General features: G+C 40.9%; 15 protein-coding genes and 1 riboswitch. Of the genes, 9 read left to right on the top strand and 6 right to left on the bottom strand.

The features are described 5' to 3' along the window. The first annotated feature begins 31 nt into the window (after nucleotides 1-31). From GSM42_RS04485 to icmF, 5 genes are read left to right on the top strand one after another with little or no spacing between them, the layout of a single operon-like run. Complete coding sequence (locus GSM42_RS04485) at nucleotides 32-904, top strand: 3-hydroxybutyryl-CoA dehydrogenase (protein ID WP_160800337.1); 873 nt, start codon at nucleotides 32-34, stop codon at nucleotides 902-904. Then, nucleotides 895-2,031: an acyl-CoA dehydrogenase gene (locus GSM42_RS04480; RefSeq protein ID WP_160800336.1), complete on the top strand. Its 1,137-nt coding sequence runs from the start codon at nucleotides 895-897 to the stop codon at nucleotides 2,029-2,031. Before GSM42_RS04485 ends, GSM42_RS04480 begins: the two co-directional genes overlap by 10 nt. Nucleotides 2,032-2,047: 16 nt before the next feature. Next, the gene (locus GSM42_RS04475; protein WP_160800335.1) at nucleotides 2,048-3,187 is read left to right on the top strand and encodes an acyl-CoA dehydrogenase family protein; all 1,140 of its coding nucleotides are present in this window, start codon (nucleotides 2,048-2,050) and stop codon (nucleotides 3,185-3,187) included. Between the two features lie 28 nt (nucleotides 3,188-3,215). Beyond that, the gene (gene meaB / locus GSM42_RS04470) at nucleotides 3,216-4,157 is read left to right on the top strand and encodes a methylmalonyl Co-A mutase-associated GTPase MeaB (RefSeq protein WP_160800334.1); all 942 of its coding nucleotides are present in this window, start codon (nucleotides 3,216-3,218) and stop codon (nucleotides 4,155-4,157) included. Between the two features lie 19 nt (nucleotides 4,158-4,176). Next, nucleotides 4,177-7,362: a fused isobutyryl-CoA mutase/GTPase IcmF gene (gene icmF / locus GSM42_RS04465; protein WP_160800333.1), complete on the top strand. Its 3,186-nt coding sequence runs from the start codon at nucleotides 4,177-4,179 to the stop codon at nucleotides 7,360-7,362. A 431-nt stretch (nucleotides 7,363-7,793) separates the two neighbouring features. Here the strand turns inward: icmF and GSM42_RS04460 are convergent, their stop codons facing one another. Continuing rightward, nucleotides 7,794-8,249 carry a VOC family protein gene (locus GSM42_RS04460; protein ID WP_160800332.1) on the bottom strand — a complete coding sequence of 152 codons (456 nt, stop codon included), beginning with the start codon at nucleotides 8,247-8,249 and terminating at the stop codon, nucleotides 7,794-7,796. A gap of 154 nt (nucleotides 8,250-8,403) precedes the next feature. On the opposite strand from GSM42_RS04460, the gene GSM42_RS04455 reads away from it, so the two are divergent. Then, nucleotides 8,404-8,850, top strand: coding sequence for an Lrp/AsnC family transcriptional regulator (locus GSM42_RS04455; RefSeq protein WP_160800331.1), 447 nt, complete (start codon nucleotides 8,404-8,406; stop codon nucleotides 8,848-8,850). A 67-nt stretch (nucleotides 8,851-8,917) separates the two neighbouring features. On the opposite strand, the gene GSM42_RS04450 is transcribed toward GSM42_RS04455, so the two are convergent. Continuing rightward, entirely contained in the window at nucleotides 8,918-9,187 is a 270-nt protein-coding gene (locus tag GSM42_RS04450) for a hypothetical protein (RefSeq protein ID WP_160800330.1), read from the bottom strand. 711 nt (nucleotides 9,188-9,898) lie between these two features. On the opposite strand from GSM42_RS04450, the gene rpoE reads away from it, so the two are divergent. Beyond that, complete coding sequence (gene rpoE, locus GSM42_RS04445) at nucleotides 9,899-10,372, top strand: DNA-directed RNA polymerase subunit delta (protein WP_237446459.1); 474 nt, start codon at nucleotides 9,899-9,901, stop codon at nucleotides 10,370-10,372. Between the two features lie 163 nt (nucleotides 10,373-10,535). Continuing rightward, entirely contained in the window at nucleotides 10,536-12,164 is a 1,629-nt protein-coding gene (locus tag GSM42_RS04440; protein WP_160800328.1) for a CTP synthase, read from the top strand. A 295-nt stretch (nucleotides 12,165-12,459) separates the two neighbouring features. Here the strand turns inward: GSM42_RS04440 and GSM42_RS04435 are convergent, their stop codons facing one another. Beyond that, nucleotides 12,460-12,840, bottom strand: a complete 381-nt coding sequence (locus GSM42_RS04435) for a hypothetical protein (protein WP_160800327.1) — start codon at nucleotides 12,838-12,840, stop codon at nucleotides 12,460-12,462. Between the two features lie 325 nt (nucleotides 12,841-13,165). Here GSM42_RS04435 and GSM42_RS04430 point away from each other — a divergent pair, with 325 nt between their 5' ends. Then, nucleotides 13,166-14,554 carry an NAD(P)/FAD-dependent oxidoreductase gene (locus GSM42_RS04430; protein ID WP_160800470.1) on the top strand — a complete coding sequence of 463 codons (1,389 nt, stop codon included), beginning with the start codon at nucleotides 13,166-13,168 and terminating at the stop codon, nucleotides 14,552-14,554. 683 nt (nucleotides 14,555-15,237) lie between these two features. On the opposite strand, the gene GSM42_RS04425 is transcribed toward GSM42_RS04430, so the two are convergent. The 3 genes from GSM42_RS04425 to GSM42_RS04415 all read right to left on the bottom strand — a co-directional run bounded on the left by GSM42_RS04425 (nucleotide 15,238) and on the right by GSM42_RS04415 (nucleotide 16,934). Then, nucleotides 15,238-15,576 carry a hypothetical protein gene (locus tag GSM42_RS04425; protein WP_160800326.1) on the bottom strand — a complete coding sequence of 113 codons (339 nt, stop codon included), beginning with the start codon at nucleotides 15,574-15,576 and terminating at the stop codon, nucleotides 15,238-15,240. Nucleotides 15,577-15,814: 238 nt separating this feature from the next. Then, entirely contained in the window at nucleotides 15,815-16,228 is a 414-nt protein-coding gene (locus tag GSM42_RS04420) for a hypothetical protein (RefSeq protein ID WP_160800325.1), read from the bottom strand. 124 nt (nucleotides 16,229-16,352) lie between these two features. Continuing rightward, on the bottom strand, nucleotides 16,353-16,934 hold the full coding sequence (locus tag GSM42_RS04415; protein WP_160800324.1) for an ECF transporter S component: 582 nt from the start codon (nucleotides 16,932-16,934) through the stop codon (nucleotides 16,353-16,355). A gap of 165 nt (nucleotides 16,935-17,099) precedes the next feature. Beyond that, a riboswitch (FMN riboswitch) is annotated at nucleotides 17,100-17,246 on the bottom strand. Nucleotides 17,247-17,352: the final 106 nt, after the last annotated feature.

Below are 17,352 nucleotides of genomic sequence, written 5' to 3'. Positions count from 1 at the left end.
GATATAAGATAGAAAATAGGAGGTGGGAAAGTTGGCGGATATCAAGCAAATAGCTGTGATCGGTGCTGGACAAATGGGTAATGGGATCGCAGAAGTATCGCTAAGTGCGGGATATTCTGTATATTTAATGGATCAGTCAAAAGATATGCTGGATCGAGGCGTAGCAAAAATCGAGCACAATTGGAACAAACTAATCAGTAAAGGCAGAATAACAGAACAAGAGAAATCAACAAAGCTTGCCAATCTGATAACGACAACAACATTAGAAGCAGTGTGTGATGTTGATCTGGTGATCGAAGCGGTGGTAGAAAGCAAACAGATAAAAGAGGAGCTATTTGCACGACTGGATGCATTAGCTCCTTCTGCAACTATTTTAGCGAGTAACACCTCTTCTCTCCCGATAACAGCATTGGCAGCTGTAACCAATCGAGCGGATCGAGTGATCGGTATGCACTTTATGAACCCTGTACCTGTGATGAAGTTAGTAGAAGTGATTCGTGGATTAGGTACCAGCGACGAAACATACCAAACTGTATTAGAAGTTTCGAAAAAATTAGGAAAAAAATCAGTAGAAGTCAATGATTTTCCTGGATTTATCTCCAACCGTATCTTAATGCCGATGATAAATGAAGCGATTTATGCTGTTTATGAAGGTGTAGCTAATGCAGAGGCGATTGATGATGTGATGAAATTAGGAATGAACCATCCGATGGGTCCATTGGAATTAGCTGATTTTATTGGGTTAGATACATGCCTTTCCATCATGGAAACCCTCTATGAGGGATTTGCTGATAGTAAGTATCGTCCTTGTCCATTGTTAAAAAAATACGTATCAGCTGGTTGGTTAGGAAGAAAAAGTAATCGTGGATTTTATGATTACAGGAGTGGGAACAGATGGAGTTAACATGGACGACGAAACAAAAAATGATGCAAAAGCTGGTTCGTCAGTTTGCCGAAAAACATATTCAGCCGCATATTTCCAATATGGAAGAGACAGAGACATTTCCATTGGAACTGATGGAGGAAATGTCAAAGTTGGGATTTATGGGCATCCCTATTCCAACTAATTTGGGTGGCGTTGGTGCAGATTTTATTTCCTATATCATTGCTTTGGAGGAGATTTCTCGAGTCAGTGCTACGGTTGGGGTTATTCTTGCTGTCCATACTTCCGTCGCAACGATGCCTATTTTGAATTATGGGAATGAGAAACAGAAAATAAAATATGTGAATGATCTGTGCAGGGGAAGAAAAATCGGTGCATTTGCTTTGACAGAACCACAGGCTGGTTCAGATGTAAGTAAGATTCAAACGAGAGCCGTGAGGGAAAAAGATAGATATGTGTTAACGGGGAACAAAGTATTTATTACTAATTCAGAAGTTGCAGAAGTTTATATCGTATTTGCAGTGACTGATCCGAGTATGGGTACACGAGGAATTAGTGCATTTATTGTAGAGAAAGATACACCAGGATTTACATTTGGCAAAAAAGAAAAGAAGATGGGTTTAAATGGCTCTAGTACCGGAGAATTAATCTTTGACCAAGCAAAAATCCCAGTTAGTCAGTTACTCGGTAAAGAAGACCAAGGATATGAAATTGCTCTTGCTCACCTTGCTGGAGGTAGGATTGGCATAGGTGCACAAGCCCTTGGAATTGCGAAAAGTGCGCTGGAGCATAGTGTTCAATATGTGAAACACCGTCAACAATTTGGAAAACCATTGGCCAATATGCAGGCAGTCCAAATGAAGCTAGCAGATATGGCAACAATGGTGGAAGCTGCAAGACTGTTGGTTTACCGAGCAGCATCATACAAACAAGAAGGAAAAGCATGCAGGCAAGAAGCTTCTATGGCAAAGATGTTTGCATCTGATGTGGCGATGAAAGTGACAACAGAAGCAATCCAAATTTTTGGTGAGAATGGCTATCTTCGTGATTATCCAATGGAACGTTTATTTCGCGATGCAAAAGTGACGCAAATTTATGAAGGGACAAATGAAATTCAACGGTTGGTCGTGGCGGGCACATTGACATAGGAAGGGAGCAACCAAAGTGAATTTTAAATGGGACGAAGAGCATGAGATGATGAGAAAAATGGTTCGGGAGTTTGCTGAGGAACAGATACAACCAACAGCTAGCCTGCGGGATGAAGAAGAACGATTTGACCGCGAACTTTTTGATCAGATGGGTGAATTAGGTCTGACAGGTATTCCATGGAGCGAGGATATTGGAGGAGCTGGAACAGATTTTTTGAGTTATGTGATTGCCGTAGAGGAACTCTCCCGTGTATGCGCCTCGATGGGGGTTACTTTATCCGCTCATATATCTTTAGCTAGTTGGCCGCTTTATGCCTATGGATCTGCTGAGCAAAAAGAACGTTTTCTTCGTCCGCTTGCAGAAGGAAAAAAACTAGGTGCATATGGTTTAACGGAACCAGCTTCAGGTTCGGATGCTGCAAACATGAAGACTACAGCCAAAAGAGATGGTGATCATTATGTGTTAAATGGCAATAAGATTTTTATTACCAATGGAGGGGAAGCGGAAGTTTATATTGTCTTTGCTGCTACAGATCCTTCTCAAAAGCATAAAGGAATTAGCGCCTTTATCGTGGAGAAAGGGACAACTGGTTTTTCTTTTGGGAAGAAAGAGAAAAAAATGGGTATCCGCTCATCTCCTACTGTAGAAATCATAATGGAAGATTGCCGAATTCCTGTAAATCAAAGGCTTGGAGAGGAAGGAGAGGGCTTTACTATTGCTATGAAAACACTCGATGGAGGGAGAAATGGTATTGCAGCGCAAGCAGTAGGTATTGCTCAGGGAGCACTTGATGCAGCATTGGCTTATGCCAGAGAGAGAAGGCAATTTGGCAAGGCCCTGTTTGATCAGCAAGCGATTCAATTTAAATTAGCCGATATGGCAACACAAATAGAAGCTGCAAGATTATTAACTTATCAAGCAGCGTGGTTAGAAAGCAACGGTCAAGCTTATGGGAAAGCATCTGCAATGGCAAAGCTATTTGCTGGGGATACCGCAATGCAAGTGACAACAGAAGCAGTTCAAATATTTGGCGGATATGGCTACACACGTGATTACCCCGTTGAACGCATGATGCGAGATGCTAAGATAACACAAATTTATGAAGGAACCAATGAAATTCAACGCATTGTTATCGCAAAATATTTGATGAAATGATTGGACGAAGCAATAGGAGTGGAACAAGTTGAAGAACTGGGTAACGCTTTTGCGCCAAAAAGATAAACGAACAATAGCACAGATCATTACCAAACTAGAAAATCAAGATGAAGATGGACGATCATTGCTTCCAGAGATCCTCCCTTATGTAGGAAGAGCTCATGTGATTGGCATTACCGGTCCTCCTGGAGCAGGAAAGAGTACACTGATTTCTTCTCTCCTCTCTTACTTACTTGAACAAGGACTTACAGTGGGTGTGTTGGCTGTTGATCCTACAAGCCCCTTCTCTGGCGGTGCCATCTTAGGAGATCGAGTTCGCATGAATCGACATGCGACGGATGAGGGAGTCTTCCTCAGAAGCATGGCAAATCGCGGGAATGTTGGTGGAATCTCCAAACATACGAGAAATGCGTTGCGAGTTTTAGATGCTGCTGGATTTGATATCATCTTGATCGAAACAGTTGGAGTAGGACAATCCGAATTATCGATCATGCACTTAGCAGATACGGTTTGTGTGGTTTTGCATCCTGGAGCTGGTGATATGATTCAAGTAACCAAAGCTGGAGTAATGGAGATAGCAGATATATATGTTGTTAATAAAGCAGATCTAACAGGTGCTACAAGGCTTCTTGCGGAAATAGAAGACATGCTGGAATTAACAGGCGGTAAAGAAGATTGGCTCCCGCCTGTGATAGCGGCAAGTGCGCAGCATCATCAAGGAACAAGCGATATATGGAAATCTTTTCAAAAACATCATCAATTTTTAAAACAGACTGGGAGCTGGGAAAAACAACGTTCTGTGCAACGATTGCAAGAAGTGAAAGATGAATTACAAGCTATTTTTGAACAGAAATGCCAAGCATTATGGAATGAAGAATCCACTAAGCAATTGCTGTTATCATCAAAAGGACAGAAGACATCACAAGAGATAGCAATAGAACTGGCGAAAAAGATATTTGCAAAGAAATGAAAAGGAAGTGGCTGGGCAAATGGAACAAGTCAGACGATTTCCCAAGCATGCAATCCGTTTTGTTACTGCTGCAAGTCTATTTGATGGTCATGATGCATCTATCAATCTATTTCGTCGGCTTCTACAGGCATCAGGTGTAGAAGTCATCCATTTGGGGCATAATCGCTCCGTGAATGAGATCGTTACCACAGCGATTCAAGAAGATGTCCAAGGAATCGCACTATCTTCTTATCAAGGAGGTCATGTATCTTTTTTTTGCTATCTAATGGATTTGCTTCGAGAACATAATGCAGCACATATTCGCGTTTTTGGCGGTGGAGGTGGTGTGATCATCCCCTCTGAGATCGCCTACCTAGAATCATATGGAGTTACAAAAATATTTTCCCCGCAAGATGGACGAAAATTCGGTTTGCAAGGCATGATCAACCAGATGATCGAACAAACAGATTTTCCGATTGTCAGGGGCAATGATTGGACAGATCATCATTTGCGAAACGATCATGCTATTTCCCAGGCAATAACATATGTTGAACAGGGGGGAACTTTACCAAGAGCGTCTAAACAAGCGCCTGTCATCGGGATCACAGGGACTGGCGGCGCAGGAAAAAGTTCTTTAACAGATGAGCTTGTTCGTCGTTTTTTAGCTGATTTCCCCCAAAAGAAAATCGGCATTTTATCGATTGATCCCTCTAAACAGAAAACAGGTGGTGCACTGCTCGGAGATCGGATTCGGATGAATTCGATTTATCACCCAAATGTTTTTGTGAGGAGTTTAGCTACCCGGCGAGCCCGTTCCGAACTGAGTGATGCAATTGAAAGTGCAATTGAAGTTTTGCAGCATGCTTTATTTGATCTCATTTTGGTAGAAACGAGTGGAATAGGGCAAGGGAACGCTGATATCGTATCAATCAGTGATATCTCTATCTATGTGATGACCGCCGAATATGGTTCACCTTCGCAATTAGAAAAGATTGAAATGCTTGATTTTGCAGACCTGATTGCGATTAATAAAAGTGATCGCAAAGGTTCAGAGGATGCAGTTCGAGATGTAAAAAAACAAGTGCAGCGAAACCGTGAGCAGTTTCATTTACCAATAGAAGAAATGCCAGTTTTTGCTACGATGGCAAGTCACTTTCATGATCACGGGGTAAATCGATTCTATTTGGCACTTCTGAATCAGATCAATCGGTTGCAAAAAAACAGTTTTTCTTCCAATGTTGTCGTAACAAAAGAAGCAGATAAGAAGCCTTCCATCATCCCACCTGAACGATCCCACTATTTAAGAGAAATCGCAAATTCAATACGCCAGTATCACCAAGAAGGTAACGAGCAAGCACAAATAGCTACGAAAATCTATCAATTAGAAGGCGTTCAATCACTACTTCCTGACTTGGAAGTGTTAGCGGAGAAAAAAGAGGAATTACAAAATCAGCTGTCTGTTGCAAATCAAAAATTGCTTGCTAATTGGGACTCGATGAAACAAATATATCAAAAAGACAAGTTAGTTTCTCGTATCAGAAGTAAACAGGTTGTGACTCCTTTGTATACAGAAACCTTATCGGGAAGCAAGATTCCAAAGATAGCATTACCAACTTATCAAGATTTAGGGGAACGCTTGCGATGGTTGTATAAAGAAAATGTACCAGGTTATTTTCCATTTACAGCAGGGGTTTTCCCATTAAAACGCCAAGATGAAGACCCAAAACGGCAATTCGCAGGGGAAGGGACACCAGCTAGAACCAATCGTCGTTTTCATTACTTATCCCAAAATGATGAGGCAAAGCGTCTGTCTACTGCGTTTGATAGTGTGACGCTCTATGGTGAAGATCCTCATGAGCGACCCGATATTTATGGAAAAGTAGGCGAGTCTGGTGTTAGTATATGTACGATTGATAACATGAAACAATTATTTGCTGGATTTGATCTGTGTGCTCCCCATACAAGTGTGTCCATGACCATAAATGGTCCAGCACCAATTATTTTAGCGATGTATTTAAATGCAGCCATTGATCAACAAGTCGTTCAATTTATCAATGAGCACCACCGTGAGCCTAGCCAAACAGAAGCGGACAATATCTTCTCTACTACCCTTCAGTCTGTTCGGGGAACGGTGCAAGCAGACATCTTAAAAGAAGATCAGGGACAAAATACTTGTATTTTCTCTACTGAATTTGCCTTGCGAATGATGGGCGATATGCAACAATATTTTATTCAAAAGCGTATTCGTAATTATTACTCTGTAAGCATTAGTGGTTACCATATCGCAGAAGCAGGAGCAAACCCTATTACTCAATTAGCTTTTACGTTGTCTAATGCTTTCACCTATGTAGAGTATTATTTGAGTAGAGGTATGAAAGTGGATGATTTCGCTCCAAATCTCTCTTTTTTCTTTAGCAATGGTTTGGATGCGGAGTATGCAGTGATCGGAAGAGTAGCCCGTCGTATATGGGCGATTGCAATGAAACGTCTCTATGGAGCAAATGAGAGAAGCCAAAAACTAAAGTATCACATCCAAACTTCTGGAAGATCACTACATGCGCAGGAGATAGATTTCAATGATATTCGTACTAGTCTGCAAGCATTATTAGCCTTATACGATCAATGTAACTCCCTGCATACGAATGCATATGACGAAGCAATCACAACTCCTACAGAGGAATCCGTTCGCAGAGCAATGGCGATTCAATTGATTATAACCAAAGAGCTTGGGACAGCAAAAAACGAAAATCCCCTGCAAGGCTCTTTTATCATAGAAGAACTTACGGATTTGGTAGAAGAAGCCGTATTAAAAGAATTTGAGCGAATTAGTGACCGTGGAGGAGTATTGGGGGCGATGGAAACACAATACCAACGCAGCAAAATTCAAGAAGAATCTATGCTCTATGAGATGAAAAAACATACAGGAGAACTTCCTATCATCGGAGTAAATACATTTGAGAATCCAAACAATCAAACACAAGATGAGCAACAGATGGAATTATCTAGAGCAACAGACGAAGAAAAACAATCTCAGATCAAACATGTTCTTGCGTTTCAAGCGAAGCATAGAGATCAAGCGGCCGACGCATTACAAAGGTTAAAGAAAGTAGCACAAGAAAACGGCAATATTTTTGCAGAGTTGATGGAAACAGTAAAAGTAGCAAGCCTTGGACAGATTACAGCTGCCCTGTATGAAGTTGGGGGTCAGTACCGACGTAATATGTAGCGTATTGAGACTCTACACGACTAGAAGTCGTGGGATTCTTAGGTAGTTAACGCACGCAATCCATCTCTGTTTTGTGCAACTCTTAAGTTCAGGGCTGTCTCATCAGCCCATCCCATGCAGTTAGAAATGTACCCCCATGGGCGGAACGCCTGTTACCAGCGTTCTAGTTCTTCTCTGCCTCTTGCCTCTAATGGTTTTACTCGGTGGAAGACGTATCCATTTTCCACCGAAACCCTATACCATTACATTTTCAAAGAACAAACCTACTACCAGTAGGATGATCACCGATCATGCGTTCTGATATATAAAATATTTGTTGCTCTTGCAACCCCTTTTTTTGGGGGGCTTTGAGCAACGTCGTCTTTCATCCGACAATTGCTGTAAAGGAAAGCCAACCGAATGATGGATGCGGTTGGCTTTTATCATTTTGATTATCCTTGGGAGGAAAGGTCAAAATTTACTTCTTCGATCAATTCAATAACCTCTCCATTGGGACTATAAATCAAAGCATTTCTTACCGTAATAACAGGGTCACCTAGTTGCAAGGTAGCAGGTTCGATACATTTAGTTGCTCCATACTCAAGAGCTTTTTGGAAAGTCAAGTCAACATCTTCCACGTAAAATGCAAAATGCAATAGTGCTCCAAAAGCTACCTGTTCTGGAGATTCGGCTTTCTTTCCTTGTGCAGCTATTACCGCCTCATTATCAAAAACTTCTATACACGTTCTCCCATCGGGAGAAACTAACATAGATGCCTCGTGAATCTGGAATTCTGGTAAACTCCAAAAATGTCCTACCTTAAAATCGAATACTTTTGTATAAAAATCAATTGTTTTCCTATAATCTACAGCTTGAATAGCGATATGGGCAATTCCTTTACTGCTCATTTGCCACCACTCCCCATGAAAGAATGGTTTTATTATAAAAAAATACGGTTATCGCAATAAATAACAAATCAATGGAGAACATGATAAAATACCAAACATAAATTAGTTTTTTGAAGTGTTAAACCTAATAAAAAAAGGAAGAGGAGAAAGGCAGATGGGAAAAGATCTTATAGACAAAACAGATCAGAAGATCATGAAGCTGCTTCAGCAAGATGCACGAATGCCGTTAGCAAAAATTAGCCAACTTATTTCCATGTCTTCTCCCTCTGTGAAAGAACGAATTACAAAATTAGAGGAAAAAGGGATTATTACAGGATATCGAGCAACATTTGATTTGGATAAATTAGATAGAGGGATGACGACTTTTGTAATGTTAAAAACGGAAAAATGTCAGCGTTTTATAGAACTGTGCAGAAAGTCAAAGTGGATTACAGATTTATATCGTATTAGTGGAGAATATAATTTTTTACTCAAAATTCAAACAAATTCCCTTTTAGAGCTGAAGGAAATTCAAAATGATCTCATGGAATATGGACCTTCTAAATCTTTTATCGGGATGGAGCAGCTTATTTCGAATCAGGTTGATATTTCGTATTCATGATAGCTTAAAAGAAGGTTTTAACTGGCTATGAGAAACACAAATTGCGTTGTCTCATAGCCATTGCCTCCTACTTAGACGTTGGTGGACGTCCTGCTTTTCGCTTGAAGATGATCTCAGACTTGATCACCTTCTTACAATTGGGGCATGTCTGACCATCTTCCACTGTTTCATTGACTTCTACAATTTCTTCTGCCAATGTACCCCTTCTCGAATCCTTTTTTCTCTCTTCTAGAGCTTTAGGAGATTTGTTGACACATCGCTTGGATGTGTTTCCAGTAGTTCGGTTTCGATAAGTAATGACGTAGTGAAGTTGATCAGATCTTTTCCGAGAATGCATGTATTTGTCCTATCTGTAGGGGAGTATGTGGATTACATACAACATTTACTATAGCAAAAAATAATCATTCTAACTATCATCGGAAAACGAAAATCCCAATCACCTCTAAAAGGGTAATTGGGATTTTATGAAACATTTATATGGTCATTCATTATATACGGCTCGTCGGCAATTGTCTCCTGGTTTGGAGTGCAAATGTCGACGCGTTCTCACCGTTAGGCAGCAGATCCTTTGTGAAAGGGATCCGGTCCTAATCTGCTCACCCCTTTCGGGTCGGCCCCCCCCCCACGAAATCTACCAGGTCACCCCTGATTGAGAACGATTCCGTGAGGTTTAACTCAGCACGCTATCTATCTCCAAGGGTGTTCCACGCCCTCAGAGGTTCGATACCTTAAGCGCGCTGGGAACGTATGGGGGTTGGGGGATACAAGCTTTAAAGGAAAAGCTTGGTGAGAACCCCTCCGTGTCGTACAGACACGGAGTCTCTGCCTGTTGACTGGTTGCCAAACAGGAAGAACTTCGGACATGAATAACTCTCACATCTTCTTAGCTAAAATATATAATAACCCGAAAAGTATGTCAATAATTCGCATCATTCTTTTTATACATTCTTTGTATGAAGTTCTTTTTTTGCTGCAACTGGTTTGACTTGGTTCTTAATTTGGTTACAATAGGTGGTACGAGCTTTATTTAGAGGGGATGAGCGGGGAAATGGCAAAAGCGAAAGTGACGGAAAAAATTCGTGAGACGGCAATGGTCGACTTAGCATATGATCAACTCAAATCATCTGGTGAACCAATGTTATATCGTGACATCTTGAATACGATCGCAAAACAAAAAGGATTTACCAAAGATGATGTAGAGCGATACATTGCTCAACTTTATACAGAAATCAATATTGATGGACGTTTTGTTTGTGTAGGTAGAAGTTTATGGGGATTAAAACATTGGTATCCAATCGAAACATCAACGGATTCAGCTATTGTGGCAAATGTGAAAGACGATTATGATGCTGACTTGGACGATGATGATCTGTTTGGTTCAGATGATGATTTTACTGATGAAATTGATGAACTAGAGAGCAGCAATGACTTTGATGACGATGATGACCATGAGGATGATGATTCGAATGAATTTGCTGGGGAAGACGCGGATGAAGAAGAGGATGAAGACGAAGATTATTAGAACATAGACATAAATGATTTATTGACAAAGTATATTTCCTTCTATAAAATACTTGTTGGGCTCCACAAGAACGATAAACTGTGGAAATACGAAACGCCTCTCTATTTGGAGGGCGTTTTTTCTATTTTATTGGGAATCATAGATAAATGGGAGGATAAAAAACATGACCAAGTATATTTTTGTAACTGGTGGAGTAGCTTCTTCCTTGGGAAAAGGTATAACAGCATCTTCATTAGGACGTTTACTTAAAAATCGCGGCTTAAACGTTACTATTCAGAAGTTTGATCCATATTTAAATGTAGACCCCGGAACGATGAGTCCATATCAACACGGAGAAGTATTTGTTACCGATGATGGGGCTGAAACAGATCTTGATTTAGGCCATTATGAGCGTTTTATTGATATTAATTTGAGTAAAAATAGTAATGTGACAACTGGAAAAATATATTCAAGCGTAATTAATAAGGAACGTCGTGGTGACTACTTAGGTGCTACTGTTCAAGTGATTCCACACATAACGAATGCAATTAAAGAACGCGCTTTTCGTGCTGCTAAAGAATCTGGAGCAGATGTATTGATTACAGAAATTGGAGGAACGGTTGGCGATATTGAAAGCCTTCCTTTTCTAGAAGCAATTCGTCAAATCAAAAGTGATGTTGGCCGCGAACATGTCATGTATATCCACTGTACTTTGGTTCCTATGCTACGTGCCAGCGGGGAGTTAAAAACAAAACCTACACAACATAGTGTGAAAGAATTGCGTAGCATCGGCATTCAGCCAAATGTGATTGTTTGCCGTTCTGAGCATTCTCTATCTGAAGAGATGAAGCAGAAAATCGCCTTGTTTTGTGATATAGATCGTGAAGCAGTAGTGGAAGCATTGGATGCAGATACTCTGTATGAAGTTCCATTAATGTTACAGGAAGAAAAGTTAGATGAGATTGTAATTCGCTATTTGGGTTTAGAAGCTGGGCCTGCTGATATGACAGATTGGAAAGCGCTCGTCCAGAAGGTGAAAAACCTGAAACATGAAACAAAAATTGCTATTGTAGGAAAATATGTTTCACTGCCTGACGCTTATTTAAGTGTTGCCGAAGCACTTCGTCATGCAGGTTTTGAAAGCAATAGCGATATATCCATCAAGTGGGTAAATTCAGAAGATGTTACGAACGAAAATGTAGCTGAGTTACTTGGAGATGTGGATGGTATTTTGGTTCCAGGTGGTTTTGGTGATCGTGGAATCGATGGAAAAATCATTGCAACACGCTATGCAAGAGAAAAACAAATTCCTTTCCTCGGTATTTGTTTAGGTATGCAGCTTATGTGTATTGAAGGTGCGCGTAATGTATTAAATCTCACAGGTGCACATAGCTCAGAGATTGATCCAGAAACAGCGTATCCGATTATTGATCTCTTGCCAGAACAAAAGGATATCGAAGATCTGGGCGGAACGATGCGTCTTGGTCTGTACCCATGTAAAGTAATCCCTCATACATTAGCTGCTGCTGCTTATGACGAGGATCTTATTTACGAGCGTCACCGCCACCGTTATGAATTTAACAACCAGTTCCGTGAACAAATGGAACAAGCTGGTTATATCTTCTCAGGTACTTCACCAGACGGACGTCTTGTGGAGATCGTGGAATTCAAAAACCATCCATGGTTTGTAGCATCACAGTTTCATCCAGAATTCATATCACGTCCAAATCGTCCACAGCCATTATTCCGTGATTTTGTAGCAGCAGCATTAAAATGCAAGCTTGGTGCAAAAGAGATGATTCAGAGCAAGTAAGGAAGAAAGTAGCCATCTGTCTATGTGATAGGTGGTTTTTTCGTGCATCTATTTAAAAAGAAAATGATTTACAAAATAAGATGATGAGATGGTTAAATCATAGAAGAAGAATACTGAGAATAAGAAGGAGAGTTATGGTTAAAGAGATGGAGACTGGTTAAATGGGGAAGTTATTTTTAGAAATATAAAAGTTACAAATGCATTTACATGAAACATAATGGACAGCGAGCTGTCGGTATGTCATAGACATCCAGCAACTCTCACCATTCCCCCTGCCTCAGCAGTTGGAGTGAGATTACCGACGAGGCAGGAGTGACCGGAAGTAGAAGACTGCCCTTCTCTGGACATCCTTGCCCAGACTGCTGGACTTGAAGAAGCCACCCGTCCAGCTTGGGTCTTTGACCTTTTCCAGTATTTCATGCACGACAGGGTGCATGTGCTGGTCCTGCAGCCTGTTGGAGTAGGCGAGGTTCTGCAACGTCGCGAAGTTCATCTGTGAGTTCGTCTTCTCAGCTGGGATGATCAGCACACGGTACTGGGCAATCTTCAGCTGGTCGTCCTCGATGATCTTCCCTTCCTTGGGGAAGTCAGGGTTCAGCCGGTTGGTCTTCAGGTACTCCAGTCCCTGAGTAAACAGCTTGTGTGCCTCTTTTTGGATCACGTACTCATCGCTCATGGTTTTCTCTCTTCCAGTTTTGCCTTGCGTCAGGAACCATTTGTATATTCACCTTAGCAATAGGGACAAAATATTGTAAATATTTAAATCTAATGTCCATTTATTTTATGTCTCTTCTTTACTGTAAAAATCGAGTAATGAAAGATGACTATGATGTAATCATCTTAACTTTATCTAAACAAAAAAATGAATGAACTGCTTGGTGGAGGTATCCATTTTGAAGTTGATAGGATTAACTGGTACTTGTATGAAATTAAACTTCTGATGAGACATTTCTTATACCTCCAAAATAGGAAGTTACTGCACGTATAGGTGGGTGGAAAAATTGTATGATATTACCATTATTGGTGCTGGGATAAGCGGTATTTTTTTAGCATATAAATTGGCATCTAGTGGACAGAAAATATTATTATTGGATAAAGGAAAAGCACTACAAGAGCGTTTCTGTCCACTAGAAAAAGCAGATACATGTGATTGTGACGCTTGTGATACTTATTATGGTTTTGGGGGATTGGGCAGATCAGAGGGGAAATTTAACTACACCAATGGTTTTGGTGGAGAACTGGAAAACAAAGTGGGAGAAGAAACATTTCAACAACTTATGCAAGAAGTAGATGATATTTTGTGCCGGTTTGGCGGGGATAGAGTAACCAAATACTCTACTATTAACCCTACTCTTTCTCATCGAGCAGAAGAGGCTGGGTTAAAAATGATTTCAACGGAGGTAAGACATCTTGGTACTGTTTTATCGATCGAGATCTTGCAAAAAATCTATGATTACCTACACAAAAAGATAGAAATGAGATTTCATACGGACATCACGGCAATCGAACGACATCATGATAGGTTTACCATTCAAACCGATCGAGAAGCCATACAATCAAGAAAAGCAGTAATTGCTACTGGAAGATCAGGAGCAGACTGGTTAAAGGAAATATGGGATTCCTTAGGCTTAAAAGCAAGCCAAACTCGCCTTGATTTAGGCATTCGTGTAGAAATGAAAGCAGAACAATTTCGATCTATTTTACAAGATACGTTTGAGACGAAGCTCGTTTACCAAGACGGGAATGAAATAGCAACTACGTATTGTATGAATCCTCATGGGAGGATTGTTCGAAAGTACCAAGATGGATTGGTAATGCCAGATGGTCAAAATTATCGGGAACAAGGAGACATTGGAACATCCAATTTGAATTTTACATTGTTTGTCCCGAAATATTTCCCTACACACCAAGCAGCAGATAATTATGCATATACTGTCATAAAAGGAATCAATCAAGACAGTGATCGAATTGTAGTACAGCGGTGGGGAGATTTGCTTCAAGATACCCCAACTTCTCTGCAGCAGATGGAAGGAAACCAAGTGCAACCAACGTTATATGCTGATCATGGAAATCTTACGGATGAGATTCCGCTAGAATATGTGGATATACTTCAAAAGTTTTTTACAAGATTAGAGCTGTTCATCAAGGAACCCATTCACCCGGATACCTTGCTCTATGGAGTGGATGCGAAATTTTATGCACCTATTGTGAAAACAGATAGGGTTATGCAAACGGAAATCTCTGGATTATATGCGATCGGTGATTGTTCAGGGGTAACACATTCTTTGTCACAGGCAGCTGCAAGTGGACTTTATGTAGGGGAATGTTTGAGAAGCTCTATGGCAAAATTTCCTAAGAGACAAAGTACGTATTCTATTCTGCCATTTTAGATTTTATTTATTGATAACAGGTTTCTTTCCATTGTAATTATTTATCTATCCTAAGTAAATTTACATAGCAAAGATTTTAGATTAAAATAACTAGTAGTAATAGTAATACACCTAGGGAAGGTACAAATGGCCTACATCACGTTGGAAGAGTACTTCGAACGTCGGATGGAATCCCTTTCACGTGCCGCTGACAACGCAACAAATCGGGCTTCTTGGCAAAGGCTGGAGACGGAGCTCGAGGCAGCCATACGAGAGGATCGTCTCGGCGAGACGGTGGATGCCTCCACGGGTCGGCCGTTGGTGGTTAGGTGGTGAACTTCTGATTCAACTCCTGAGTTCCTTCTTCTACCCAGGATTGTGAGCCATGCTATTGCATAGAGCTCCCTCCTGGGACCGACATACACTGCTCTTCATATAATAAATAGTTAGATCAAATAAATATTCGGTATGACCACTTTTGTGAAGAATACGAGACTGAAAATGAATTTAAGCCATTTACAAGAGTGAGCAAGTTGTTATCCACACTTGCTTGTTTGTGTATTGGACGACTTTTTTTCATTTGAAAAACCAAGACCAATTGGTCTTGGTTTTCTATATGGAAAAATAATTTATTTTCGGTGCTCCGGTTTTAGCAGGAGTCAACTCCATGAGTCGACTGACTTACCAAAACCGGAGGTTCCACCTCAGGCCGCCTTGAGGTACTCCTCCCACGCCTGATCGATGATGTCCTGCGCGTCGCGCTTGGCCTTCTCCAGGGAGGAGATCGCCTGCTTGACGATCTCCTTGTTGGTCGGCTTGCCGTGGATCAGCTGGATGTGCTTCGATTCCTCGTCACGGAAGAGCTTCAGTGCCTCCGTGAGAGCCGAGAGCACCAGATCGGTGTCTCCGATCGGCTTGGACTCCTCCACGACGAGACGGTACTTCATCGTGAGCTTGCCGGTCGGGCCCATCACCTGAACCGACTCCATCTTGTTGATGATGACGCGGAGGGTGGGCTTGGTGGGCTGGGAGGTACGTGCCATGGCTGGCTCCCTAAAATAGTTCAGGTGGTAGATATATATATTATACAAAAAACTTATAGGGAATGAAAATAATATTTTTTAAATTTCCGTTTTTTATCAGTTATCTAGATTAAAAAAGGATCATGATAAATCATGTTCCTTTTTCCGACTAATTTGATAATTGCAAAGTGCTTTATTCCAACCGCATTACGTGTCTCTTATTAGCCCAGACAGCAGAAGATCTGCTGTCTGGAAATTGCTAAATAAACTCATCGAGTAGCTGTTTTGCAGCAGCTAGTATGTTTTCTGCTTCTGTGAACTCATATTCAATTTGTTTGAAAATTCCCCTCACCATAATCTTGATGGTCGGGATCACCTCTGAAGGATAATATCCTTCCAACAGAGCATGGGCTTGCTTACGAAGATACTTGGTGTACTGAAGCCTGGCATTCGCCTTCGACACCAGTTGCATTACCTCGTGACGAAGGGACGCTGTTTCCTGTTCCAGCTTATGCTGACATGTTTCCACGAGTGACGATACAATGGACATCAACTGTCCACTTATCTTTTCAACACGAGGATAAACAGCCTTGTAAACGACAAAGCTTGGTTCATCCAATCGAAGTCGAATCAGTGTCGCTGGTGGGATTTGTTGGTCTTCAAAAAAGTCCATTTTGAACTCCGTACGTAAGATGGGTTACCTAGCAATTCTGCTTACTATCATACCCTTTTCCTATCTCATCTTCTAGCACGATTCACATGAATGTACTAGCGATTAGGTCATAAATCATTTCAAGTTATCGCTTTACCTGCATCGAAAGAATGGGGAATAATTTTTGATAAAGGGGAATAAACAATAATCCTAGTAAAACTCCTTTTAATAAGTTAAACGGAGCTACCCCATAAAAGATGAGTGCATCTTTGGCTTCCCCTGTAACAGTCCAATTGATCAAATAACTGTAGAGTGGGAAGATCACATAATAGTTTGCAATTGTTAGTAAGACAGTCATGAGAATTGTTGCGATCGCTGTACCGATAATCATGCCTTTTATGCCATTTATTTTTCGGCTGATCCATACAGATGTAACTACAAATAAACTACCTGCTATAAAGTTTGCTATTTGTCCAAGTGGAATAGCTCCCGTTTCACTGCCTGATAAGAGAAAGTGCAACACATTTTTGAGTAGTTCGATGACGACACCAGAGATCGGGCCAAAGAGAAACGCGCCAATCAAAGCTGGTATTTCACTAAAATCAATCTTTAGAAACGATGGAAATAGTGGCAGTGGAAAATTCAAATACTGCATGAGTAGTGCAATTGCAGTCAAAACAGATAATAGGACCAGCTTGCGTGTTTGTGAGGAAGAATAACTCACCATAAACATCTCCTTTTTTCTTCTTAGCTGGTCTTTCGGGACATAAAAAACCCCCAAAAGTCTTAGCTTTCGGGGGTTTGTAGTCATGATAAATAGGCTTTTTCCTTTATAAAAAAGCACACCGAAACAGAAGCAAGATAAAAGATTTCTTTTTTCTTGCTTAGTCTCCTTATCCTTCTCCCATCCAGACTATACTGTCGGCTTCGGAATCACACCGAATCCACCGCTTTGGCATGTGCCAACTCGGGTCACGGACTGAGGTTCTGATGAACCATCACCGCCGGTCGGGATTTTCACCCTGCCCCGAAGGATACCATATGAAGTTTATATATTATTAGTATATTACAAAAGGTAAGTTTGTCAACATATGCGAACAAATTTGAAATCAAAAACCGACGACTGAGTGAAGTAGTCGGCTTTT

This window comes from Shimazuella alba, assembly GCF_009831235.1.
Classification (GTDB): domain Bacteria; phylum Bacillota; class Bacilli; order Thermoactinomycetales; family Thermoactinomycetaceae; genus Shimazuella; species Shimazuella alba.
The sequence above is the reverse complement of the archived record's forward strand: the minus strand, read 5'-3'. Positions and strand labels throughout refer to the sequence as shown.